25 protein-coding genes and 1 riboswitch are annotated in these 20871 nt (G+C 70.7%); of the genes, 7 read left to right on the forward strand and 18 right to left on the reverse strand.

Annotated elements, in window-relative coordinates; all coding sequences use genetic code 11:
• From KV100_RS08075 to KV100_RS08105, 7 genes are all read right to left on the reverse strand, one after another.
• Positions 1–423 carry a hypothetical protein gene (locus KV100_RS08075; RefSeq protein ID WP_220342318.1) on the reverse strand — a complete coding sequence of 141 codons (423 nt, stop codon included), beginning with the start codon at positions 421–423 and terminating at the stop codon, positions 1–3.
• A gap of 81 nt (positions 424–504) precedes the next feature.
• Positions 505–903, reverse strand: a complete 399-nt coding sequence (locus tag KV100_RS08080) for a heat shock protein transcriptional repressor HspR (protein WP_220342319.1) — start codon at positions 901–903, stop codon at positions 505–507.
• The gene (gene dnaJ, locus KV100_RS08085) at positions 903–2045 is read right to left on the reverse strand and encodes a molecular chaperone DnaJ (protein ID WP_220342320.1); all 1143 of its coding nucleotides are present in this window, start codon (positions 2043–2045) and stop codon (positions 903–905) included. The genes KV100_RS08080 and dnaJ overlap by 1 nt, the downstream gene beginning before the upstream one ends.
• A 31-nt stretch (positions 2046–2076) precedes the next feature.
• Positions 2077–2670 carry a nucleotide exchange factor GrpE gene (gene grpE, locus KV100_RS08090; protein WP_220342321.1) on the reverse strand — a complete coding sequence of 198 codons (594 nt, stop codon included), beginning with the start codon at positions 2668–2670 and terminating at the stop codon, positions 2077–2079.
• The gene (gene dnaK, locus KV100_RS08095) at positions 2667–4520 is read right to left on the reverse strand and encodes a molecular chaperone DnaK (protein ID WP_220342322.1); all 1854 of its coding nucleotides are present in this window, start codon (positions 4518–4520) and stop codon (positions 2667–2669) included. The genes grpE and dnaK overlap by 4 nt, the downstream gene beginning before the upstream one ends.
• A gap of 170 nt (positions 4521–4690) precedes the next feature.
• Complete coding sequence (locus KV100_RS08100) at positions 4691–6784, reverse strand: YhgE/Pip domain-containing protein (RefSeq protein WP_220342323.1); 2094 nt, start codon at positions 6782–6784, stop codon at positions 4691–4693.
• Positions 6781–7536 carry a hypothetical protein gene (locus KV100_RS08105; RefSeq protein ID WP_220342324.1) on the reverse strand — a complete coding sequence of 252 codons (756 nt, stop codon included), beginning with the start codon at positions 7534–7536 and terminating at the stop codon, positions 6781–6783. Before KV100_RS08105 ends, KV100_RS08100 begins: the two co-directional genes overlap by 4 nt.
• Positions 7537–7740: 204 nt before the next feature.
• On the opposite strand from KV100_RS08105, the gene KV100_RS08110 reads away from it, so the two are divergent.
• From KV100_RS08110 to KV100_RS08125, 4 genes are all read left to right on the forward strand, one after another.
• Positions 7741–8187 (forward strand): CrcB family protein, encoded by a 447-nt coding sequence (locus KV100_RS08110; protein ID WP_220342325.1) that lies wholly within the window; start codon positions 7741–7743, stop codon positions 8185–8187.
• Positions 8184–8564: a fluoride efflux transporter CrcB gene (gene crcB, locus KV100_RS08115; RefSeq protein WP_220342326.1), complete on the forward strand. Its 381-nt coding sequence runs from the start codon at positions 8184–8186 to the stop codon at positions 8562–8564. Before KV100_RS08110 ends, crcB begins: the two co-directional genes overlap by 4 nt.
• Before the next feature lie 102 nt (positions 8565–8666).
• Positions 8667–9128 carry a CrcB family protein gene (locus KV100_RS08120; RefSeq protein ID WP_220342327.1) on the forward strand — a complete coding sequence of 154 codons (462 nt, stop codon included), beginning with the start codon at positions 8667–8669 and terminating at the stop codon, positions 9126–9128.
• Positions 9125–9505, forward strand: coding sequence for a CrcB family protein (locus tag KV100_RS08125; RefSeq protein ID WP_220342328.1), 381 nt, complete (start codon positions 9125–9127; stop codon positions 9503–9505). Before KV100_RS08120 ends, KV100_RS08125 begins: the two co-directional genes overlap by 4 nt.
• A 43-nt stretch (positions 9506–9548) precedes the next feature.
• Here KV100_RS08125 and KV100_RS08130 read toward each other — a convergent pair whose 3' ends face one another.
• The 5 genes from KV100_RS08130 to KV100_RS08150 all read right to left on the reverse strand — a co-directional run bounded on the left by KV100_RS08130 (position 9549) and on the right by KV100_RS08150 (position 13349).
• On the reverse strand, positions 9549–10001 hold the full coding sequence (locus tag KV100_RS08130; RefSeq protein ID WP_220342329.1) for a MaoC family dehydratase: 453 nt from the start codon (positions 9999–10001) through the stop codon (positions 9549–9551).
• A 55-nt stretch (positions 10002–10056) separates the two neighbouring features.
• Positions 10057–10746, reverse strand: a complete 690-nt coding sequence (locus KV100_RS08135; protein ID WP_220342330.1) for an energy-coupling factor transporter transmembrane protein EcfT — start codon at positions 10744–10746, stop codon at positions 10057–10059.
• Positions 10743–12209, reverse strand: a complete 1467-nt coding sequence (locus KV100_RS19915) for an ABC transporter ATP-binding protein (RefSeq protein ID WP_220342331.1) — start codon at positions 12207–12209, stop codon at positions 10743–10745. Before KV100_RS19915 ends, KV100_RS08135 begins: the two co-directional genes overlap by 4 nt.
• A complete protein-coding gene (locus KV100_RS08145; RefSeq protein ID WP_308291387.1) occupies positions 12206–12847 on the reverse strand; it encodes an ECF transporter S component in 642 nt (213 codons plus the stop codon). The genes KV100_RS19915 and KV100_RS08145 overlap by 4 nt, the downstream gene beginning before the upstream one ends.
• A riboswitch (TPP riboswitch) is annotated at positions 12837–12956 on the reverse strand. It overlaps the preceding gene by 11 nt.
• A gap of 39 nt (positions 12957–12995) precedes the next feature.
• Positions 12996–13349, reverse strand: coding sequence for a metalloregulator ArsR/SmtB family transcription factor (locus tag KV100_RS08150; RefSeq protein WP_220342332.1), 354 nt, complete (start codon positions 13347–13349; stop codon positions 12996–12998).
• A gap of 85 nt (positions 13350–13434) precedes the next feature.
• Here KV100_RS08150 and arsM point away from each other — a divergent pair, with 85 nt between their 5' ends.
• The 3 genes from arsM to KV100_RS08165 are packed head-to-tail and all read left to right on the forward strand — an operon-like array spanning position 13435 to position 15721.
• Positions 13435–14247: an arsenite methyltransferase gene (gene arsM / locus KV100_RS08155; RefSeq protein ID WP_220342333.1), complete on the forward strand. Its 813-nt coding sequence runs from the start codon at positions 13435–13437 to the stop codon at positions 14245–14247.
• Positions 14244–15320, forward strand: a complete 1077-nt coding sequence (gene arsB, locus KV100_RS08160; protein ID WP_220342334.1) for an ACR3 family arsenite efflux transporter — start codon at positions 14244–14246, stop codon at positions 15318–15320. The genes arsM and arsB overlap by 4 nt, the downstream gene beginning before the upstream one ends.
• Entirely contained in the window at positions 15317–15721 is a 405-nt protein-coding gene (locus KV100_RS08165) for an arsenate reductase ArsC (protein WP_220342335.1), read from the forward strand. Before arsB ends, KV100_RS08165 begins: the two co-directional genes overlap by 4 nt.
• A gap of 9 nt (positions 15722–15730) precedes the next feature.
• On the opposite strand, the gene KV100_RS08170 is transcribed toward KV100_RS08165, so the two are convergent.
• The 6 genes from KV100_RS08170 to KV100_RS08195 are packed head-to-tail and all read right to left on the reverse strand — an operon-like array spanning position 15731 to position 20866.
• Positions 15731–16444 carry an SGNH/GDSL hydrolase family protein gene (locus KV100_RS08170; RefSeq protein ID WP_220342336.1) on the reverse strand — a complete coding sequence of 238 codons (714 nt, stop codon included), beginning with the start codon at positions 16442–16444 and terminating at the stop codon, positions 15731–15733.
• Between the two features lie 52 nt (positions 16445–16496).
• Positions 16497–16841 carry a cupin domain-containing protein gene (locus KV100_RS08175; RefSeq protein WP_220342337.1) on the reverse strand — a complete coding sequence of 115 codons (345 nt, stop codon included), beginning with the start codon at positions 16839–16841 and terminating at the stop codon, positions 16497–16499.
• A gap of 5 nt (positions 16842–16846) precedes the next feature.
• The gene (locus KV100_RS08180) at positions 16847–17707 is read right to left on the reverse strand and encodes an ABC transporter permease (protein WP_301022787.1); all 861 of its coding nucleotides are present in this window, start codon (positions 17705–17707) and stop codon (positions 16847–16849) included.
• Positions 17704–18603, reverse strand: coding sequence for an ABC transporter permease (locus KV100_RS08185; protein ID WP_220342338.1), 900 nt, complete (start codon positions 18601–18603; stop codon positions 17704–17706). Before KV100_RS08185 ends, KV100_RS08180 begins: the two co-directional genes overlap by 4 nt.
• A gap of 5 nt (positions 18604–18608) precedes the next feature.
• Positions 18609–19775, reverse strand: coding sequence for a spermidine/putrescine ABC transporter substrate-binding protein (locus KV100_RS08190; protein WP_220342339.1), 1167 nt, complete (start codon positions 19773–19775; stop codon positions 18609–18611).
• A complete protein-coding gene (locus tag KV100_RS08195; protein WP_220342340.1) occupies positions 19772–20866 on the reverse strand; it encodes an ABC transporter ATP-binding protein in 1095 nt (364 codons plus the stop codon). Before KV100_RS08195 ends, KV100_RS08190 begins: the two co-directional genes overlap by 4 nt.
• Positions 20867–20871 lie beyond the last annotated feature (5 nt).

The following is a 20871-nucleotide window of genomic DNA, read 5'->3' on the forward strand; positions in this document are numbered from 1 at the left end:
TCAGCCCAACCTCACCAGCTGGACGCGGCACGAGGGCGCGGAGCCGGGGTTCACCGGGAGCCGGTCGACGGTGAACGGGGTGTCCACCCCGGTCGAGACCTTGGGGATGACGATCCGCCGCGCCGCCGCCCGGGTCGAACCGGGCGAGGCGACGATCACGGTCAGCCGGTAGTCGGCCGTGCTCGCCGAGTTGACGATGACGCCCTGCGCTGTCCACACCTTCGGGTCGGCGGTCGCCACGCACCGCAGCGACAGGAGGTCCTCGGGGGCTGCCCGCGTCTTGGAAGCGGGCGTCGGAGCCGACGAGGACGCCGTGGCGGACGGGTCCGCAGCGACAGGCTGCGCCCCGCCGCCCGAGCACCCTGGCAGGCAGGCGACCGCTGCCAGGGCAGCGGCGACGAGGAAGGGCTGAGACCGGCGCATAGCGCCATGACACCACGATCGGCGGCCCTCACCAGGGAGGCACGTCCGGGACCGTCCAACCCGGTCCGCACCGGACGTCGCTCAGCGTCGCGTACGGCGGATGAGGAACGGCTGGGCGTCGAAGCGCACAGGAAGATTGCGTACGCGCGGAGCGTCGGAGTCGCGCTCCTCCAGCTCGGTCTCGAGCTCGACGACCCGAGCCTGCAGGGCGAGCACCTGGTTCTCGAGCTCGAGGACGCGCTTGACGCCCTCGAGCCCGAGACCCTCGGCCGTGAGCCGCGCGACCGAGCGGAGGAGCTCGATGTCGCGCAGCGAGTAGCGCCGCCCGCCACCACCGGTCCGGGCGGGCCTCACCAGCCCGAGCCGGTCGTACGCCCGCAGGGTCTGCGGGTGGAGCCCCGAGAGCTCCGCCGCCACGCTGATCACGAAGACCTTGGCCTCCGGGCCGGGCGGGACGAAGTCACCCTGGGAACGGCTCATCAGACACCTCCGGAGAAGAGCTGCGCGCGGGGGTCGTCTCCTTCACGAGCGTTGCGCAACGACTCGACCGCGGTCCGAGCATCGTCGGTCAGGGACGACGGCACCTGAACCTCCACCGTCACCAGCAGGTCGGCCTTGGTGCCGTCCTTGCGAGGAGCGCCCTTGCCACGCGCACGGAACGTGCGGCCGTTCGGGGTCCCCGCCGGCACCTTGATGCGGACCGGTGCTCCGCCGAGCGTCGGGACGGCGATCTCGGCACCCAGCACGGCCTCGTCGAACGCCACCGGCACGGTGATGGTGAGGTTGTCGCCCTTGCGGCCGAACAGACGGTGCGGCTTGACGTGGACCGAGACGTAGAGGTCGCCGGAGGGGCCGCCGTTCTCGCCCTTCGCGCCCTTGCCCTTGAGTCGGATGCGCTGCCCGTCCTTGACCCCCGCGGGGATGCGGACCTGCATCGTGCGTGTCGACGCCGCACGGCCCGACCCGTGGCAGGTCTCGCACGGATCCTCGACCACGAGGCCGCGTCCGCGGCAGACGTCGCACGGCTCGGTCATCGCGAACAGGCCACCCGAGGCGCTGGTCTGCATCCCGCTGCCCTCGCAGCGGGGACAGACCCGGGGCACGGTGCCGGCCTTGGCGCCGGTGCCACGACACGTGGGGCAGGGCTCGTCGCTGGTCGTCCGCAGCGGCACGGTGACGCCGGCGATCGCGTCGTCGAACGACAGCGTCGCCTCGGTCTCGACGTCGGCCCCGCGACGGGCCGGCGCCGACCGGGTGCGGGTGGTCCCACCCCCGCCGAACATCCCGCCCAGCAGGTCCGAGAAGTCGAACCCGCCGGTCGTCGTCGTACCGCCGGGATAGCCGAACCCACCTTCCGAGCCCGCACGACCGAAGCCGCCGACCCCGGAGGAGAACATCGCCCGCTGCTCGTCGTACTCCTTGCGCTTGTCCGCGTTGGAGAGCACGCCGTACGCCTCGGAGATCTCCTTGAACTTCTCCTCGGCAGCCTTGTCACCGGGCTTGGCGTCGGGGTGGTGGTCCCGTGCGAGCTTGCGGTACGCCTTCTTGATGTCGGACGCGCTCGCGTCCTTCGAGACTCCCAGGACCTTGTAGAAGTCCTTCTCGAACCACTCGTTGTTCACGAGACCACCTCCTCACACCTCGTCGTACGGATCACTCGGTCGCCGGCTGCGACGCGTCCTCGTCGGCCTCGGCCACCGGGGTGTCGTCGTGCTCGACCACGGAGACCCGCGCCGGCCGGAGGACCTTGTCACCGATCCGGTAGCCCACCTGCATGATCGCGTCGACGGTCGGCTCCCCCTCGGGAGCGTCGGCGTCGAGACGGTGCATGAGCGCCTCGTGGAGCATCGGGTCGAACACGTCTCCGGGCGCTCCGAACGGCTCCAGCCCATGAGCGCTGGTGGCCTGGACCAACGAGTCGGCGACGGCCTTGAAGCCGCCCTCGAGCTCGCCGTGGTCACGGGCACGCCCGATGTCGTCGAGGACCGGGAGGAACGAGACGAGGACCGCCGCGGTGGCGTTCAGTCTCTGCGCCTCACGGTCACGGTCGACTCGCCGCTTGTAGTTGACGTACTCGGCCTGCAGACGCTGGAGATCGGCCGTGCGCTCGGCGAGCTGACGGGCGAGGTCGTCCTCGCCACCCTCCCGGCTTGCGCCGGCCACCTCCGGCTGCGCGTCCGCGGGCCCGGGGGCCGGAGCAGGGGTCTCCTGCTCCGGCTCCACGGTCTCCTCGAACTCGTTCGTCACTTGTTCTCACCCTCGTCGTCGACGATCTCGGCCTCGACGACGTCGTCGTCCTCGGCCTGGGCCTGGGCCTGGGCCTGACCCTCGCCCGAGCCGGCCGCGTTGGTCTGGGCGGCCGCGGCCTCGTACATCGCCGTGCCCATCTTCTGGCTCGACTCGCCCAGCTTGGCGATGGCGGCCTTGATGGCGTCGATGTCGTCGCCGTTGAGCGACTCCTTGAGCGCGTCGACGTCGGCCTGGACCTCGGACTTCACGTCGTCGGAGACCTTGTCGCCGTTCTCGGAGAGGAACGTCGTGGTCGAGTGCACGAGGGTCTCGCCCTGGTTGCGGACCTCGACGGCCTCGCGGGCCTTGCGGTCCTCCTCGGCGTACTTCTCGGCGTCGCGCACCATCCGGTCGATGTCCTCCTTGGAGAGGGCGGACCCGCCGGTGATGGTCATCGACTGCTCCTTGCCGGTGCCACGGTCCTTGGCGGAGACGTTGACGATGCCGTTGGCATCGATGTCGAAGGTGACCTCGATCTGCGGCACGCCACGCGGAGCCGGCGCGATGCCCGTCAGCTCGAACGTGCCGAGCATCTGGTTGTGCGCCGCGATCTCGCGCTCGCCCTGGTAGACCTGGATCGCGACCGACGGCTGGTTGTCGTCGGCTGTCGTGAAGACCTCCGAGCGCCGGGTCGGGATCGTGGTGTTGCGCTCGATGAGCTTGGTCATCACGCCGCCCTTGGTCTCGATGCCGAGGCTGAGCGGAGTGACGTCCAGGAGCAGCACGTCCTTGACCTCGCCCTTGAGGACACCGGCCTGCAGGCTCGCGCCCACAGCGACGACCTCGTCAGGGTTGACGCCCTTGTTGGGCTCCTTGCCGCCGAGCAGCTCGCGCACCAGGTCGGAGACGGCCGGCATGCGGGTGGAGCCGCCGACGAGGACGACGTGGTCGATGTCAGCGACCTTGATGCTCGCGTCCTTGATGACGTGCTCGAAGGGCGCACGGGTGCGCTGGAGCAGGTCGGCGGTGATCTTCTGGAACTCCGCACGGGTCAGCGTCTCGTCGAGGAACACGGGGTTCTTCTCGGCGTCGACGGTGATGTACGGCAGGTTGATCGACGTCGACTGCGAGCTCGAGAGCTCGATCTTGGCGCGCTCGGCGGCCTCACGGACACGCGGCATCGCCATCTTGTCCTTGGTGAGGTCGAGGCCGGTGCTGGACTTGAACCGGTCGACGATCCAGTCGACGATCTTCTGGTCCCAGTCGTCGCCGCCGAGGTGGTTGTCACCGCTGGTCGCCTTGACCTCGATGACGCCGTCACCGATCTCGAGCAGGGACACGTCGAACGTGCCGCCACCGAGGTCGAAGACGAGGATGGTCTGGTCGTCACCCTTGTCGAGCCCGTACGCCAGCGCGGCGGCAGTCGGCTCGTTGATGATCCGGCTCACCGTGAGGCCGGCGATCTCGCCCGCCTCCTTGGTGGCCTGACGCTGGGCGTCGTTGAAGTACGCCGGGACGGTGATCACCGCGTCGGTGACCGGCTCGCCCAGGTAGGCCTCGGCATCGCGCTTGAGCTTCTGCAGCACGAACGCGGAGATCTGCTGGGGCGTGAAGGACTTGTCGTCGATCTTGACCGACCAGTCGGTGCCCATGTGGCGCTTGACGGACCGGATCGTCCGGTCGACGTTGGTGACGCCCTGGCGCTTGGCGACCTCACCGGTCAGCACCTCGCCGTTCTTGGCGAAGGCGACCACGGACGGGGTCGTGCGTGCACCCTCGGCGTTCGCGATGACGGTGGGTTCTCCACCTTCCAGCACGGCGACGACAGAGTTGGTCGTGCCGAGATCGATTCCGACCGCACGGGCCATGTGTTCCTCCTGAGGGTTCGCGGGGCGGGCTTGTGACCCGCCGACTGCCTGCGTTCAATGAGTTGAGTCTGATCGTATCAACTTATATGAGCGCGACTTCATTCCACCGTAGCGGCCCCGATCCCGGACCGCGCGGACGGGTGAGATGGCACCGACCCTGCGGTGGGCGCTCAGATGACGAGCTCGGGCTGCAGCTGCTTCGGTGTCCAGACCTTCTGCCGTCGCGCGGCCAGCGCGGTCAGGATGATCGCCACGACGAACACGCCGACCAGCACCGAGAGGTCCCGGACGACGATCCACGCCTCGCCCCCGTAGAGGGTCTGCCGAAGCCCGTTGACCGCGTAGGACATCGGCAGGAGCCAGTGCAGCGACCGCAGCGGCTCGGGGATCGTCTCCCACGGGAACGTGCCGCCCGCCGTGACGAGCTGGACGAGCATGAGGACGAGCCCCAGGAACTCGCCGACCTCGCCGAGCCAGGCGTTGAGCGCCTGCAGGATCGCGACGAAGGACATCGATGCGATCACGAGCACAGCGGCCGTCGCGACCTCGTAGACCGGAGCGATGTCGAGCGCGAACCGGACGATCGTGAACATGACCGCGACCTGGACCAGCCCGACGACCGCCGGCGGGGCCCATCCGCCGAGCGCCGTCCGGGTCGCCGGACCGTTCGCCGCGAGGGCACGCGACGACAACGGCCGGACGAGCAGGAAGAGCACGTACGCCCCGATCCATGCTGCGAGCGGCAGGAAGAAGGGGGCGAGGCCGGCCCCGTACGACCCGGCACGCGCGAGGGTGTCCTCCTTGACCGCCACGGGGTCACCGATCGTCTCTGCGGTATCGCGCGCGGTCGTCTTGTCCAGGTCGGGGACCTTGCGCAGCCCGTCCTGCAGCCCGTTCCGGAGCTCGCCGGTCCCGGTCTCGAGCCTCGCGCTGCCCTTGCGCAGCGCGGTGCTCGAGGTGGCGAGCCGCTCAGCACCGTTCGCCACCTTCTCCGTCCCGTCCGCCAGGGTGCCGGCACCACGCGCCAGCGTCTGGGCGCCGCGGTCGACGCGTGCCGATCCCGAGGCGAGCTCCGCTCCTCCCGACGCGGCCCTCCTGACGCCCTGCGTGAGGACCGGGGCAGCGGCCGCGAGCTTCTCGGTGCCGGCGGCGACCTCGGAGGACCCTCTGCTGAGCGCGTCGAGCCGGTCTGCGGCGCTCTCGATCTGCGCTGCCACCGCGTCGACGGGGACCTCGGCGTCGGCGAACAACGCCATCAGGGCGTCTCTCTCGGCGTCGGTCATCCTCCCCTGCTCGACGAGCGCATCGAGGCCTTCGTCGAGCGAGGCGCGCGAGGCGCGGAACTGGTCGACGACCGTTCCCGCCACCTCGGCCGCGTCGTCACCGACGGCGGCGACCTTCGCGTTCCCGTCGGCGACCTCCTGCGCGCCGTGCGCGAGCTTGCGCGTGTCCGCCGGCAGGCTCCCGGTGCGACGCTTCAGCTCGTCGAGCCCGTTCGAGAGCGTGCTCGCGCCGTTGGCGATGCGACGCGTCCCGCTCGCCAGCTCGTCGGCACCCGACTCGAGCCGGGCGGACCCGTTCGCAGCCTCCTGCGCACCACGCGCGAGCGTCGCCGTCCCGTCGACGAGCTCGACGGTCCCGTTGGTGAGCCGGCTGGAGCCGGCGACGAGCTCCTGCGCACCGTCCACCCCCTTCGTCAGATCGGTGTGCACCACGGAGAGCCCGTCGAGGAAGGTGCCCGCGGCGAAGGTGCCCACCTGTGTCGCGATCGTGTCCCGCACGTCTCCCACGATCGTCTCGGCGACCCGGGTGACGAGGTAGTTGTTGGCGTCGTTGGTGATGAGGGTGAGCCCTGCTCGCTCCGGCTCGAACCGGGCGGACGACGTCAGCTCCTCGGAGAACTGTGGACCGATGATGAGCGCGGCGTCGTAGCGTCCGTTCCGCACACCGGACTCCGCCTCTCCCTCCGACGTCTCGACCCAGCCGAATCCACCGTCGCCGCTCAGGAGGCGGTCGGCGACCTGGTCCCCGTAGTCGACCTTCTCGGTCGTCCCGTTGATCGCGTCGGTCATCGTCGCCCCACGGTCCTGCACCACGAGGGCCGCCGGTACGCGGTGGAGCTCGCCGTACGGGTCCTCGTTGGCGAACAGGTAGAGCCCTGCGTACAACGAAGGGATCACCACCATGGCGAGGATCGCCAGCTTGGGCAGCGTGCCGGCGCTGATGCGCCGGATCTCCGAGACGGCCAGCCGGATCGCGATCATTGATCCTTCTCTCTCTCGCCGAACAGCCAGTCGGAATCGTCGGTCTCGTCGGACGGCGAGCGCTCCGGGTCGACCGGTTCCGGGCGGGTGCGCAGGGCCTCGACCGGTGTCGCCAGACGTGCGCTGTCGCCGCGGGCGGCAGGGAGATTGGCGCCGAGGTCCCGCGCTGACGACCGTCCGCACTGAACGAGGACCCCGTACCCGGAGGATGCGTAGGACTGCGCGATCTCCCACCAGTCCACCGGCTCACCGCCGTGACGGTCCGGGAGCGAGAGCACGAGGAACCGGACATCCTCGCGCTCGGCCGCCAGCGCGCTGAGAAGGGCCGTACGCACGGCTCCTAAGATCGCGTCCATCCGGACCGACCGGAGCTGCTCCCAGCCGTGAGCACGGAGCCACTTCGTGGGTTCGCCGGGCATCGAGCCACGACAGGCGAGGGCAAGGCCTTCGGCGGCGACGGTCCCGACGGGCACCGCGTCGTCGGGCTCGGAGACAGCAGGCAGGTCCACGACGGCCGCGTGCTTCCGCAGCTCCGCCTTGTCGTTGGTCGTCGTCCCGTCGTCGCGGACGAGCGTCGCCTTGCCCTCGAACGGTGCCAGCCGCCCCGCGGCGACCAGAGCCATCGCCGTGTTCCCCTGGCCCGGCTCGCCTGCCATCAGGACGCACTCACCGGTGTCCACCGAGAAGTGGTCGATGTCGAGCAGCAGGCCACGCCGCCCGTGCACCTTGACGTCGTCGAGTACGACACGCACGTCCGCACCTACCCCTCGTCAGCGCTCACGGCTGGACACCGGACAGACAACCAACCTGGGTGTCGTCGTTTCTCGATGGTTCGCCGCGGTCAGAACCGCCGCAAGCCGAACAGAGCTGCCAGGACACGTCCGGCGCGCGGGTATCGACCGTCCGGCCTACGGTCGGCAGGAGGCGACTCTCACTATGCGACGGGGGCTTCTGTCATGGCGTCGAACTCCCGACCGACGAAGATCCGCGGTCGCTCGGTCGCGCTCGTCTTCGTGGGTGCGATGGTCGGGGTCGCGGCTCGCGAGGGCCTCAAGCTCGCCATCCCGAACAGAGACGGGATCCCGATCGTCGTCCCCGTCGTGAACGTCCTCAGCGCGTTCGTGTTCGGCTACCTGTTCGAGGCGCTCGCCCGCAAGGCGCCTGGCACCGAAAACACCTCGCCGTGGATGCAGCTCATCGGGGTCGGGTTCTGTGGCGGGCTGTCGACGTACAGCTACCTCGCTACTGAGACGGCCGTGCTCCTGTACGACTCACGGGTCGGCATCGGCGTGGTGTACGCCATCGGGACGATCATCCTCGGTGCCGTCGCGACCTTCGCGGGGTTCATGCTCGCGTCGCGGCTGCGCGCGCGGAGCACCGGCGACACCGGGGTGGAGACATGACCTTTCCGCTCTTCCTCCTGATGATCGTGGCCGGCGGCGTCGGCGCGTGCGTGCGCTTCGTCCTCGACGAGACGATCAGGTCGAGGAACCCGGAGCCACCCTTCCCGATCTCTACCGCGCTCATCAACCTGAGCGGCTGCTTCGTGCTTGGATTTGTCACCGGCCTCGTCGTCAGCAGGCTCGCCTCGGAAGACGTACGCGCCGTGGTCGGGTCGGGGTTCGTCGGCGGCTACACGACGTTCAGCATGGCAAGCTTCGAGACCGTTCAGCTGATCCGTGAGATGCGCTATGGTGCGGCTGCCGCCTACGCCTTCGGCATCCTCGGGGGAGGCGTCGCGCTCTCGCTCCTCGGATTCGTCTGGGGCAAGACCCTGTAGCCGCGGCCAGCTCCGCGAAGATCTCGAGGGTGCGCGTGTGACGGACAATCGGAGGGACAGCCGCCGCACCGGCCACCCCGGACGAGATCGGAACCCATCACGGTGAGCACGACGAGAGGGGGACGCGCGCCCCTTCGCGCAGCATCGATCGGGCTCGTCGTCTGCGGAGGAACCCTCGGCGCGGCAGCGCGCGAGGGACTCGTGCTCGCCGGTCGGCACACGGACGGGGGGCTGTTCGTGGTGCCGCTGGCGAACGTGATCGGCGCGTTCATCCTCGGCTACCTGTTCGAAGCCCTGACCCGCACCGCTCCTGCGCCGGAGCGGACGAGGCGCTTGATGCTTCTCGTCGGTGCGGGATTCTGCGGTGGCCTCACGACCTACAGCGCGCTCGCGACAGGCACCGCGGCGCTGTTCGACGACTCGAGGATCGGCGTCGGCATCGCGTACGCGTTAGGCACCGTCGTGGTCGGCGCCGGCGCGACGCTGCTGGGCATCGTGCTCGCGTCCGGGCTCCATGACCGGAGGGCTGCGGACAGGCACGAGGCTGGAGGGGCGGATTCGTGACGTTCCTCCAGTTCCTGATGCTCGTCGTGGCCGGCGGCGCAGGGGCCGGCGTGCGCTACGTGGTCACGTGGACGGTCGCAGCCAGGACGTCGCGCTCGGGCTTCCCCTGGGCAACCATGATCGTCAACCTGACCGGGTCTCTCGTGCTGGGCTGCCTCCTCGGCCTGGCGTCCGGCGACCGGGCCCCGTCCGACATCGCGGTGACGGTCGGGGCAGGCTTCCTCGGCGGCTACACGACATTCAGCGCGGCCAGCCTCGAGACCGTCACGCTGGTCCGGGAGAAGCGTTACGTCCTCGCCGCCACGTACGGGCTGGGCGTGCTCGTCGCGGCGGTTGCGCTCGCGCTGCTCGGGTGCGCATGGAGCAGAAGCCTCTGACTCCTACGGCGGTCGCCGGACACGGTCCTGTGGCGTGAGGCGGCTACTCCGCGAAGATCGCCAACGTGCGCGCGACGCACACGGGCTTGTCGATGCCCTCGGCCTCGATCGTGAACTCGACGCTCACGCGCTGACCCAGGGCGACCGGCACGACCTCGACGAGCCTCGCGCGACCGCGCACCTTGGACCCGACGGGCAGCGGCGCGGGGAAGCGGACCTTGTCCGACCCGTAGTTGACGCCCATCTTCACGCTCTCGACCTTGTAGGTCTCCGCGGCCAGCATCGGGATCAGCGAGACCGTGAGGTAGCCGTGCGCGATCGTACGACCGAAGGGCCCCGCGGCTGCCTTCTCGGGGTCGACGTGGATCCACTGGTGGTCACCGGTCGCCTCCGCGAACAGGTCGACCTGCTCCTGGGTGATCTCGTGCCACTCGCTGACGCCGAGCTCCTCCCCCACACACGAGGTGAGCTCGGCCAGGTTCTTGAAGACGCGCATCCGATTCCTCCGCACTAAGCGCTCGCTTACTGCCCCGATCCTAGAGGGGAGGGGCTCAGCGGACGAGCCAGGGTACGGCGGCGAGCGCGACGCCGAGAGCCAGCAGCGCGCTGTCGGTGCGGGACCACGGCGCCGGCTCCGCCCACGTGCGCCGCTGCGCCGAGGCGAAGCCGCGTGCGTCCATCGCCACCGACATCCGGGACGCGTCGCGCAGCGCGGACACGAGGAGCGCGAACGCGAGCGAGACCGCGTGACTCACCCGTGAGACCGGGTTGTGCGTCGGCCCGAACCCGCGCGCTCGTCGCGTCCGGTCGAGCTGGCCCCACGTCTCGCGCAGCGCACCGAAGCGTTGCATCGCCGCGGCGAACGCCACCACCGGCCGCGCCGGCAGCCGCAACCGCTGGCCGAGCTGGTCGGCCAGCTTCGACGGGTCGACGTACGCCGCGAGCACCGCCCCGGGCAGCGCGAGCACGACGATGCGCAGACCCGCGGTCAGTGCGACCTCGAGATCACGCCCACCAAGCCACCACGTCGACCACACGAGCGACACCGAGGCGACGGCGATCGCCCCGAAGCGGGCGAGCGCGAACCTCGGCGACGGGAGCAGGACGGCACCGGCGACCGCGTACGCGCCGAGAGCGAGGCACGCGGTCTGCAGGTCGCGCACCGCCAGCGAGGCGACGATCGCCAGCGTGCCGATCGCGAGCAGCACCAGCGGGGTGGCCCCTCGGACGAAGCGTCTCATCGAGCGTCGTCCCCCGGTGCGGGCGTGGGCACAGGCCCGGGCGCGACGTTACGACCGCCCTCGAGCGGCACGACACGGTCGGCCCGCGCTGCGAGATCGGCGTCGTGGCTGGCCGCGCCGATCACCGCGTCGGCACCCGCAGCGGCACGCATCCACCCCGTGACGGCAGCCCACGTACCCCGGTCCTGACCGACGGTGGGCTCGTCCAGCAGGAGGACGGGCGGACGGTGAGCCAGGGCAGCACCGAGGGCCAGCCGTCGCTGCTCCCCGCCGGAGAGCCGGTACGGGTTCGCGTCGGCGAGGTGGTCCAGCCGGAGATGGACGAGAACGGCGTCGACGTCGACCGGGACGCCGATCCGCCGGGAGGTCGCCGCGATCTCGTCGCGGACGCGGGTCGTGAGAAAGCCGTGCTCCGGGTTCTGCGGGACCCACCCGATCAGCGCGGCGAGGTCGCGCGACCCGATCCGGTGCGGCGGTCGACCCAGCCCTCGCACCTCGCCGGCACCCGGACGTCGCAGACCCCCGACGACCTCGAGCAACGTGGACTTGCCCGCCCCGCTCGGCCCGCTGAGGACGGTGACGGCCCGCGACTCCAGGGCGGCGTCGACGTCGCGCAGCGCCGCGGTGACAGTGGCGCCCCGAATGTCGGTGCGGCGCAGGTCGACGCCCAGCGCGAGCGCATCGAGGCGCGGCACCGCGCGGTCGGTCTCGACCAGCACGACCGGCGGCTCGACCGGCTCCGGCGCGGCGACCCCCGGCATCCACACCCCGACGCCGGCGAGGTCGTCGCGCAGTGTGGCGACGAAGCTCACCGGGTCGGTGTCGGCGACCACGGATCCGTCGTGGCCCAGGACGACCACACGGTCGACGTGAGGGAGCCACGGGGCGATGCGGTGCTCGACCACGACGAGGGTCGCCCCTGTCTCGGCGACGACCTCCGCGACGCAGCGGCGTACGGCGTCGGCGTTGACGTCGTCGAGCATCGACGTCGGCTCGTCGAGGAGCAGGAGGTCCGCCTGCGACGCCAGCACCCCGGCCAGCGCGGAGCGCTGAAGCTCTCCTCCGGACAGCGCGGACGTCGGGTGCTGCATGCCGTACGGCAGGCGTACGGCTCGCAGCGCGTCGCGCACCCGCGGCCAGATCGCAGCCGGGGCGACGCGGGCGTTCTCGAGCCCGAAGGCCACGTCGCGGCCGAGCCGCTCGGCGACCACCGCGTCGCCGGGGTTCTGCAGCAGCATTCCGACGCGGCCGATGGTGGTGACCTCGCCGAGGGCGTCGCCGTCGCCGGTGGTCTCGAGCACCCCTGCGGCCGCCCGGAGCACCGTCGACTTCCCGGCGCCCGACGGCCCCGCCAGCAGCACCCGCTCACCCGGGTCGACGCGCAGGTCGAGGCCGGCGACGACCGGCGTACGCCGGCCCAGCGGACGCCAGCCGAAGCCGCGGAACGCGACCGATCCGGTCACGCTCGCGGGGAAGGGCTCGTGGACGACGCCGCGGCTCGGTCGTGGTGCTCGCGACCGGCCCCGAAGGCGTCGAGAGCACCCGTCTTCGCCAGGGCCCGGACGAGCAGCCACCCTCCGACGCCCGCGACGAGCGCCCCCGACACCGCGAAGAACACGAGATAGACGAGCTGGTAGCCGAAGGCCCAGTCGGCGTAGTACGCGTACCACTCGTACACCGCCTCGAACGCCCCGGCGAGCGCGCCTGCTGCGGCGGCGACGACGACACCCCACCGGCGGTACAGGAAGAGGGCGAACACCAGCTCGACCCCCAGGCCCTGGATCAGGCCCGAGACGAGGACGGACATGCCCCACTGGTTGCCCAGCAGGCCGGAGACGACGGCTGCGACCACCTCGGTGCCGACCGCGGCGCCGGGTCTGCGGACGACGAGCCCGCCGATGACACCGCCGATCAGCCAGACGCCGGAGATCAGGCCGGAGCTCGGGGGGTAGGCGAACAGCGCCGTGCCGCTGACGACGGCGAACAACTGGTTCCATCCCCAGAACACCACGCCGATCGCCACGCCGAGCATCGCCACCGTGACGAGGTCGATCGTGCGGTAGCGGGTCGAGGACGTGCGAGGACGAATGGCATCAGCCACGGTGACTCCCTTCGCCGGTGCTAACCGGTGCAGGTTCGGAGGGTCTGCGGGCTTTCCGCACTCTCAGCGCACCGTGCCGTCGGGCACCTGCGCTCCCCTGTCGTGAGGTCGACTCTAGCCGCACCCGCGGCATCGTGACGAGCGCCCGCTAGGGCGCGGTCCGCAGCGAGGACGCCAGATCGGTCAGTGCGGAGTCGACGACGCGGTAGTAGGCCCATCGGCCTCGCTGCTCGCGGGTGACGAGGCCGGCGGAGACGAGCTGTTTCATGTGGTGCGAGACGGTCGGCTGACTCAGCCCGACCGGCTCGGTGAGGTCGCAGATGCAGGCCTCGCCTCCTTCGGACGCGGCGATCAGCGACATCAACCGCACCCTGGTCGGATCACCCAAGGCTTTGAACATCCGGGCGAGCACCGCGGCCTGGTCGTCGTCGAGGACGCCCCCGGTCAGCGGCGAGCAGCATGCTCCGGCGGAGGTCTCGAGGACGGGAAGCGTCATGTCCATCACCCCATCGTGCCACACGTATTGACATCCGTCGATCAATCGGTAGTGTTCGATGCATCGAACTTCCTCGATCTCAGGAGACATCATGACCCTCACGAACGACGAGCTCGTCGAGCAGGTCCGCGAGCGCTACGCCGCCGCCGCCGTCCAGGCCCGCTCCGGCACCACGAACGACCTGGTTCTCGCGACGACCGAGTCGTGCTGCGCGCCGGCCGCCGACGCCGCGGACTCGTGCTGCGGCGGCTCCACCGCGGAGGTCGATCCCTCGTTCGGTGCCGGCCTGTACTCGAGCGCCGAGGCGGCCGAGCTCCCGGCCGAGGCGCTCGCCGCGTCGCTCGGCTGCGGCAACCCGCTCGCCGTCGCTGCCTTGAGCCCCGGCGAGAAGGTGCTCGACCTGGGCTCCGGCGGTGGGATCGACGTCCTGCTGTCCGCCCGGCGCGTCGGTCCCGACGGCTTCGCGTACGGCGTGGACATGACCGACGAGATGCTCGACCTGGCCCGGGCCAACGCCACGAAGGCCGAGGCCACGAACGTGGAGTTCCTCAAGGGGTCGATCGAGGACGTGCCGCTGCCCGACGCGGCCGTCGACGTGGTCATCTCCAACTGCGTGATCAACCTGTCGGTCGACAAGCCCCAGGTCCTCGCCGAGATGTTCCGCGTGCTGGTTCCGGGCGGGCGCATCGGCATCTCCGACGTCGTCGCCGAGGACCACCTCACGCCGGCCGACCGTGCCGAGCGCGGGTCGTACGTCGCCTGCATCGCCGGCGCGCTGTCGCGCAGCGAGTACCTCGACGGGCTCGCCGCGGCGGGCTTCGCCGACGCGACGGTCGAGCTGACCCATGAGGCGGCCCCGGGCATGCACGGTGCGATCATCCGTGCCACCAAGCCGACTGCATGACGGTCTCCGACGCCGGCACCCGCCCCGCTCTCGCCGGGCGGCTGTCGGCGACCGACCGGCTGCTGCCGGTGTGGATCGTCGCCGCGATGGCGGTCGGGCTGCTGGTCGGGCGCCTGGTCCCCGGACTCGACGACGCGCTGGGCGGCTGGGAGATCGGGGAGGTCTCCGCGCCGATCGCGCTGGGCCTGCTCGTGATGATGTACCCCGTCCTGGCGAAGGTCCGCTACGACCGGACACGCGCGATCCTCGGCGACCGCCGTCTGATCGCGGTGTCGCTGACGCTGAACTGGATCGTGGGTCCGGCGCTCATGTTCGCGCTCGCCTGGCTGCTGCTTCCCGACCTCCCCGAGTACCGCACCGGGTTGATCATCGTCGGCTTGGCCCGGTGCATCGCGATGGTCCTCATCTGGAACGACCTCGCCTGCGGCGACCGGGAGGCCGCCGTCGTCCTGGTGGCGATCAACAGCGTGTTCCAGCTCGTCGCGTTCGCCGCGCTCGGCTGGTTCTACCTCCAGATCCTCCCCGCGTGGCTCGGCCTGCCGACGACCAGCGCCGAGCTGAGCGTGGGAGCGATCGCGATCAGCGTGCTGGTGTTCCTCGGGATCCCGCTCGCCGCCGGCGCCGCCAGCCGGCTCCTGGGCGAGCGCCTCAAGGGCCGCACCTGGTACGAGACCCGCTTCCTCCCCACGGTGAGCCCGCTCGCGCTGTGGGGGCTGCTGTTCACGATCGTGGTGCTGTTCGCACTCCAGGGCGACGCCATCACCCGCCGACCTCTGGACGTCGGACGCATCGCCGTGCCGCTGCTCCTCTACTTCGTCGCGATGTTCGCCCTCGCCTGGATCGGCTCGCGCGCCGCCGGGCTCGACGACGCACGGACGACGACGGTCGCGTTCACGGCTGCCGGCAACAACTTCGAGCTCGCGATCGCCGTGGCGATCAGCACCTTCGGCGCCACCTCGGGTGAAGCCCTCGCCGGCGTCGTCGGCCCTCTCATCGAGGTGCCCGCGCTCCTGGCGCTCGTCTACGCCGCCCGCGCCCTCCGGCCACCCCCACCTCAGGAGATCCCCCGATGAGCGTTCGCGCCGTGCTTTTCGTCTGTGTCCACAACGCAGGCCGTTCTCAGATGGCAGCCGGCTTCGTCCGGCACCTCGCCGGCGAGTCCGTCACCGTGCTGTCTGCCGGCTCCGAGCCTGCTGACCGGCTCAACCCTGTCGCCGTGGCAGCCATGGCCGAGCTCGGCATCGACATCGCCCAGAACCAGCCGCGGCTCCTCGAGACGACCGACGTCCGGCGCGCCGACGTCGTCGTCACCATGGGGTGCGGCGACACGTGCCCCGTCTATCCCGGCACCCGGTACGAGGACTGGGTGCTCGACGACCCCGCGGGACGCACCCTCGAGGAGGTCCGCCCGATCCGGGACGAGATCCGTGCCCGGGTCCGACGACTCGTCGAGAGCCTCGAGCCGGTCGACTGAGCGGAGGCGTCAGTCGACGCCGAGGTCCACGAGACTCTCGGCCACGAAGTCGCCGAGCTCTCGATGACCCGCAGGTGTCAGGTGGAGCCCGTCGTCGAGGTAGGGCAGGTCGAGCCCGACCGTCGAGACGTACGCCGCCCCGGCCCGGCCCGCGAGCAGCGCGAGCTGGGCGTCCACCCGCCGCGCCCCCCGTTCGCGGGCCGGCGCGGCGGCGGGCCCGACCACGACCACGGGCGGACCCTGCACGGACCTCATCACGCGCTCGAAGCCGGCCCGGACCGCCTCCGGCGTCTGGTCGACGTCGTTGAGCCCTCCTGCGATCACCACCAGATCCGCTCCGCCGGCCACGGCACGGGCAGCACGGGCGGCGAACCACGAGCCGTCGCACGGGCTCGCGGACCGGCTGAAGCCCGAACCGGAGAACGCGTCGACGTGGACCTGCCCCGACAACCGGGATGTCCAGGCGTCGCCGGCATCGTCCAGACCGAGCCCGGCGGACCAGGAGTCGCCGATCACGACGACCCGCTTCCCGGCGGGGGCGCCGACGACCCGGCGTGCCTCGGACTGCGACGTGAACCGCTCGCACCGCACGGCGTCGGCCCGGCTCTGCCCGAGGTCGGTGAGGAACGCCGCGCTGATCGTCAGGAGGAGCAGAACCACGGCCAGACGCGCCCGCCAGGAGACGTCCAGCAGACGTGGTCGGGCGACGCGACGTGCTCTCACCACCCCATGATCACTCCCCGCGGCGCCGAACGGTGAGAACCTGCGGAACAGATCAGGCCACGTAGACCTTCCGCAGCCGCTCGCGCACCTCCCACACCGTGCGATCGCCGGCGTGCAGGCGTACGGCGACTCCGGGTCGCAGCTCGAGGGCGCTACGGTCCTCGAACCGTACGGTCGCGTCCCCGGACAGCACCACGAACACCTCGTCGACCTCGGTGTCACGGACGGTGCCGGCAGTCATCTCCCAGATCCCGACCTCGGTGTCCCCGAGCGCAGCGAGTACGGCCGAGGCCGTCTGTGGCACCCCTGCGACGACGTCGCTCGGGTCGAGCGCGTCACCGGTGAGCGCGTGCGTCCGCACGTCGACGGAGACGACGCGGTCGTCGACGGGATCCATGTCTCTCACCCGCCCGTGAACGTCGAGGCGACGGCGGCGTTGTCGTCGCCCGAGCGGCGCAGCACCGCCCACACCACCGCGAGCGCAGCGAGTGTGAGGAGCAGCATCACGGTCGACACCGCGGCGATCTCCGGCCGCAGCCCGACCTTGAGCGACCCGAACACATAGACCGGCCACGGCGTGTAGCCGGGGACCTGGATGAACGAGGCGACGATCGTGTTGTCGAGGCTCAGCGTGAACGCCATCAGGGCGCCGGCGAAGATGCCGGGCCAGGCCAGCGGCATCGTGACCTGACGGAACCTGTTCCACGGGTTCGCGTACAGGTCGGCCGCCGCCTCCTCGATCTGCTCGTCCATCCCCCGCATGCGCGCCCGGACGATGAACGTGACCACGGCGAGCGCGAGCGAGGTGTGCACGATGACGAGCCGCACCATCCCGTTGTTGACGACCGAGAGCCCGCCGTCGGTCCCGAGCGTCACGAGCCACGGCAGGATCGCGATGCCGTCGATGACCTCCGGCGTGATCAGCGTGACCGCGAGCAGCGCGGTCAGCAGCCCCGCCCACCGGGCGCCGGACCGGGCGCGGGCGAGCGCGACACCGCCCACCGTCCCGAGCACGGTGGCCACGAGCGACGCGAGCACCCCGGAGACCAGCGACGTACGGACGGCGTTGCCGATGACCGGGTTCTCCCAGGCCCGCGTGTACGCGTCGAACCCGAAGCTGTCCCAGGCGCCGAGGAGTCGGCCGGTGTTGAACGAGTAGACGACGATCACGAGGATCGGCAGGAAGAGGAACACGAAGACCAGCACGCCGAGCACCGCGAGCGCGAGGTTCACCGGATCCGTACGGCGACGAGTGGCGCTCACGGCGTCACCTCCAGGTTCAGGTGGCGGGCTCGTCGTATGACCGCCCGTACGAGCAGGAAGGCCGCGGCGGCAAGCACCACCGTCAGCAGCACGAACACCATCAGCGTGACGGCCATCGCCGCCCCGAGCGCCCAGTTCTGGGCCGACGTGAACTGGCGTGCCACGACCTGGCCGATCATCGTGCCGCGAGCGCCGCCGAGCACCGACGCGGTGAGGAAGTCGCCCATCAGCGGGATGAACACCAGGAGGCAACCCGAGGCGATCCCCGGCAGCGTGTCGGGGACGGTGACGGAGAAGAAGGTCCTCCACCGTCCGGCGCCGAGGTCGCGGCTCGCCTCCCGCTGGCTCGGGTCGAGCCGCTCGAACACGACGTACAGCGGCAGGATCATCAGCGGCAGGTAGTTGTAGACGACGCCGAGCTGGACGGCCCCACGCGTGTAGAGGACGTCGAGCGGGCCGCTCAGGATGCCCAGCCACTGGAGTGCGTCCGACGCCATGCCGTTCGGCGACAGGATGATCTGCCAACCGAGCGTCCGGACCAGGAAGTTCGTCCAGAACGGCACGAGCACGAGGGCGAGCAGGAGCGGGCGCCAGCGCGGGTCGACCTTGACGGCCATCCAGTACGCGAACGGGACGCCGACCAGGAGGCACAGCAGCGTGCCGGTGGCGGCGATCCTCAGCGTTGCCCAGAACGTCGACATGAAGACGCCGTCGAGGACCTCGGCGTACCGGTCGAACGACAGGTTGTCCATGGAGACGGCGGTGAAGAGGTCGGGCTTCTCGCCGAACGAGTACCAGACGACCAGCGCCAGCGGGGTGAACACGAAGAACGCCAGCCACGCCCACACGGGGAACGACAGCCAGGCGCTCGTCGCGCGGGGACGGAGTCGCGACATCGTCCTCATCCCGCCTTCGCCTGGACGTGCTCGAGGATCGCGGTGAGACGGTCCTGGGCATCGCTCAGCGTGGCCGGCGTGAGTCGCGAGACCACCGCGTCCGACGGGAAGATCAGGTCGAGCATCTCCAGCTCCCACTCCTCGGCGAGGTCCCGTTGGCCGGTGATCCCGGTCGGGTAGCCGTTCCAGTCGACCTCGCCGATCGCGGTCTCGGGGTCGAGCATGAAGTTGATGAACGCGTGCGCGGCGTCGACGTGCTGCGCGCCCCGCGCGATCGCCCAGGTGTCGACCCACAGATTCGCGGTCGGCGTCGGGTAGACGAAGCGCCACCGGTCGGGGTCGTCGGACTCGGAGAAGGCGAGCCGGGCGTCGCCGTTGTACATCTGCAACAGCGCGAGCTCGTTCTGGACGACGCTCTGCGTCGGTGCCGAGTTGAAGGCCCGTACGTGCGGGGCGAGCCGGCTCGTCAGGTACGCCTCCGCCGCGTCGAGCGCCTTCGGATCGGTCGTGTTCGGGTCGATCCCCTCGGAGCCGAAGTAGATCGAGGCGACCTCCCACGGGTCGTCGAGCAGCGACACGGAGCCGCTCGCCTGCCCCGCGGCGAGATCGAGGAAATCGCGCCACGAGGTCGGGTTGCCGTCCACCTTCGTCGCGTCGTAGGCGAAGCCCGTCGTCCCCCACGCCTTCGGGACGGCATGGGTGTTGCCCGGGTCCCAGGGTTGGTCGACGAACGCCGTCTCGAGGTTCGCGATGTTCGGGATCAGACGGTGGTCCAGCGGGGACAGGAGGTCGTTCGCGACCATCATCGGGACGAACTGGCCCGACGGGACGAGGACGTCGTACCCGCTGGTCCCCCGGCTCGCGCCGATCTTGGCGATCATCTCCTCGTTGGAGGCGAAGCTGTCGACCTGGACGGTGATGTCGTGCGAGCTGCGGAACGCGCGGATGTTGTCCGGGCTCTCGTAGTCGCCCCACGAGTAGACGTTGAGCCGGTCCTCGAGGGTTCCGTCGGGCACGGCGGTGGTCGCCATCGTGCGGCTGCCGCTGCACCCGAGCAGCGTCGCGGTGCCGATCGCCGCAAAGCCGCCGAGCAGCGCCCGCCTGCTGATCCGCCCCGCCTCGGCGCGCGGTGCGAGAACCCGCACCGTGGCGGGCGGGCGTCGGCGGGTCATCCCTGCTCTTCCGCGAACACGTGGACGGCGGACGGCTCCCACGTCGCCCAGACCGTCGACCCGGTGGCGAGCGCAGGCGACGTGGACGCAGGGGTCCTCGCCAGCACCTCCCGGCCTTCCTCGCCGAGCACGACGTGCTGCACGACGTCGCCGAGGAACGACGTGCTGGCGAGCGTGCCGGCGACGACGTTCGGCGCACCCACCACAGGCTCGTCGGCCGTCACCGTCACAGCCTCGGCGCGCACCGCGACGCGTGCCGCGACGCCGTCGTCCATGCCGTCGAGCGCGGACGACTCGGGCACGAAGGTGACGCCGTCGGCGATCACGGCACCGTCCTTCACGATGCCGTCGGCGAAGTTCTGGGTGCCGATGAACCCCGCGACGAACGCCGTCGCGGGCGCGCCGTACACCTCCTCCGGCGTCCCGACCTGCTCGATCCGGCCGGCGTTCATCACCACGATCCGGTCGCTCATCGACAACGCCTCGGCCTGGTCGTGGGTGACGAACACGAAGGTGATGCCGACCTGGCGCTGGATCAGCTTGAGCTCCACCTGCATCTGCTCGCGCAGGTTGCGGTCCAGCGCCGACAGCGGCTCGTCGAGCAGGAGCACGTCGGGTCGGTTCACGATCGCGCGGGCGAGCGCGACACGTTGCTGCTGGCCGCCGGACAGCTTCTTCGGGCGCCGTTCGGCGTAGTCGCTCATCCGGACCAGCGCGAGCGCCTCGCGGACCCGCTCCGCGATCACGGCCTTGGCGAGGCGCGGCTGGCCCGCCCGCCGCTGGCGCAGGCCGTACGCGACGTTCTCCGCGACGGTCATGTGCGGGAACAGTGCGTACGCCTGGAAGACGGTGTTGACCGCGCGCCGGTTCGGGGGCACGCCGACGACCGACGTCCCGGAGAGGAGGACGTCACCCTCGTCCGGCTCCTCGAACCCGCCGATCACCCGCAGCAGCGTCGTCTTGCCACAGCCCGACGGTCCGAGAAGCGAGAGGAACTCCCCCTCGGCGATGTCGAGGTCGACTCCGTCGACGGCGGTCACCGTGCCGTACGTCTTGCGGATCCCGCTCAGCGAGACCGTGGTGGTGGTCATGCGTA

Source organism: Mumia sp. zg.B21, from assembly GCF_019550855.1.
GTDB lineage: Bacteria > Actinomycetota > Actinomycetes > Propionibacteriales > Nocardioidaceae > Mumia.

Excerpts from the sequence above, each read along its gene's own strand:
- KV100_RS08075 (WP_220342318.1), bottom strand. The coding sequence starts at position 423 with ATGCGCCGGTCTCAGCCCTTCCTCGTCGCCGCTGCCCTGGCAGCGGTC.
- KV100_RS08080 (WP_220342319.1), bottom strand. The coding sequence starts at position 903 with ATGAGCCGTTCCCAGGGTGACTTCGTCCCGCCCGGCCCGGAGGCCAAG.
- dnaK (WP_220342322.1), bottom strand. The coding sequence starts at position 4,520 with ATGGCCCGTGCGGTCGGAATCGATCTCGGCACGACCAACTCTGTCGTC.
- KV100_RS08100 (WP_220342323.1), bottom strand. The coding sequence starts at position 6,784 with ATGATCGCGATCCGGCTGGCCGTCTCGGAGATCCGGCGCATCAGCGCC.
- KV100_RS08110 (WP_220342325.1), top strand. The coding sequence starts at position 7,741 with ATGGCGTCGAACTCCCGACCGACGAAGATCCGCGGTCGCTCGGTCGCG.
- crcB (WP_220342326.1), top strand. The coding sequence starts at position 8,184 with ATGACCTTTCCGCTCTTCCTCCTGATGATCGTGGCCGGCGGCGTCGGC.
- KV100_RS08130 (WP_220342329.1), bottom strand. The coding sequence starts at position 10,001 with ATGCGCGTCTTCAAGAACCTGGCCGAGCTCACCTCGTGTGTGGGGGAG.
- KV100_RS08135 (WP_220342330.1), bottom strand. The coding sequence starts at position 10,746 with ATGAGACGCTTCGTCCGAGGGGCCACCCCGCTGGTGCTGCTCGCGATC.
- KV100_RS08150 (WP_220342332.1), bottom strand. The coding sequence starts at position 13,349 with ATGGACATGACGCTTCCCGTCCTCGAGACCTCCGCCGGAGCATGCTGC.
- arsM (WP_220342333.1), top strand. The coding sequence starts at position 13,435 with ATGACCCTCACGAACGACGAGCTCGTCGAGCAGGTCCGCGAGCGCTAC.
- arsB (WP_220342334.1), top strand. The coding sequence starts at position 14,244 with ATGACGGTCTCCGACGCCGGCACCCGCCCCGCTCTCGCCGGGCGGCTG.
- KV100_RS08165 (WP_220342335.1), top strand. The coding sequence starts at position 15,317 with ATGAGCGTTCGCGCCGTGCTTTTCGTCTGTGTCCACAACGCAGGCCGT.
- KV100_RS08175 (WP_220342337.1), bottom strand. The coding sequence starts at position 16,841 with ATGGATCCCGTCGACGACCGCGTCGTCTCCGTCGACGTGCGGACGCAC.
- KV100_RS08185 (WP_220342338.1), bottom strand. The coding sequence starts at position 18,603 with ATGTCGCGACTCCGTCCCCGCGCGACGAGCGCCTGGCTGTCGTTCCCC.
- KV100_RS08190 (WP_220342339.1), bottom strand. The coding sequence starts at position 19,775 with ATGACCCGCCGACGCCCGCCCGCCACGGTGCGGGTTCTCGCACCGCGC.
- KV100_RS08195 (WP_220342340.1), bottom strand. The coding sequence starts at position 20,866 with ATGACCACCACCACGGTCTCGCTGAGCGGGATCCGCAAGACGTACGGC.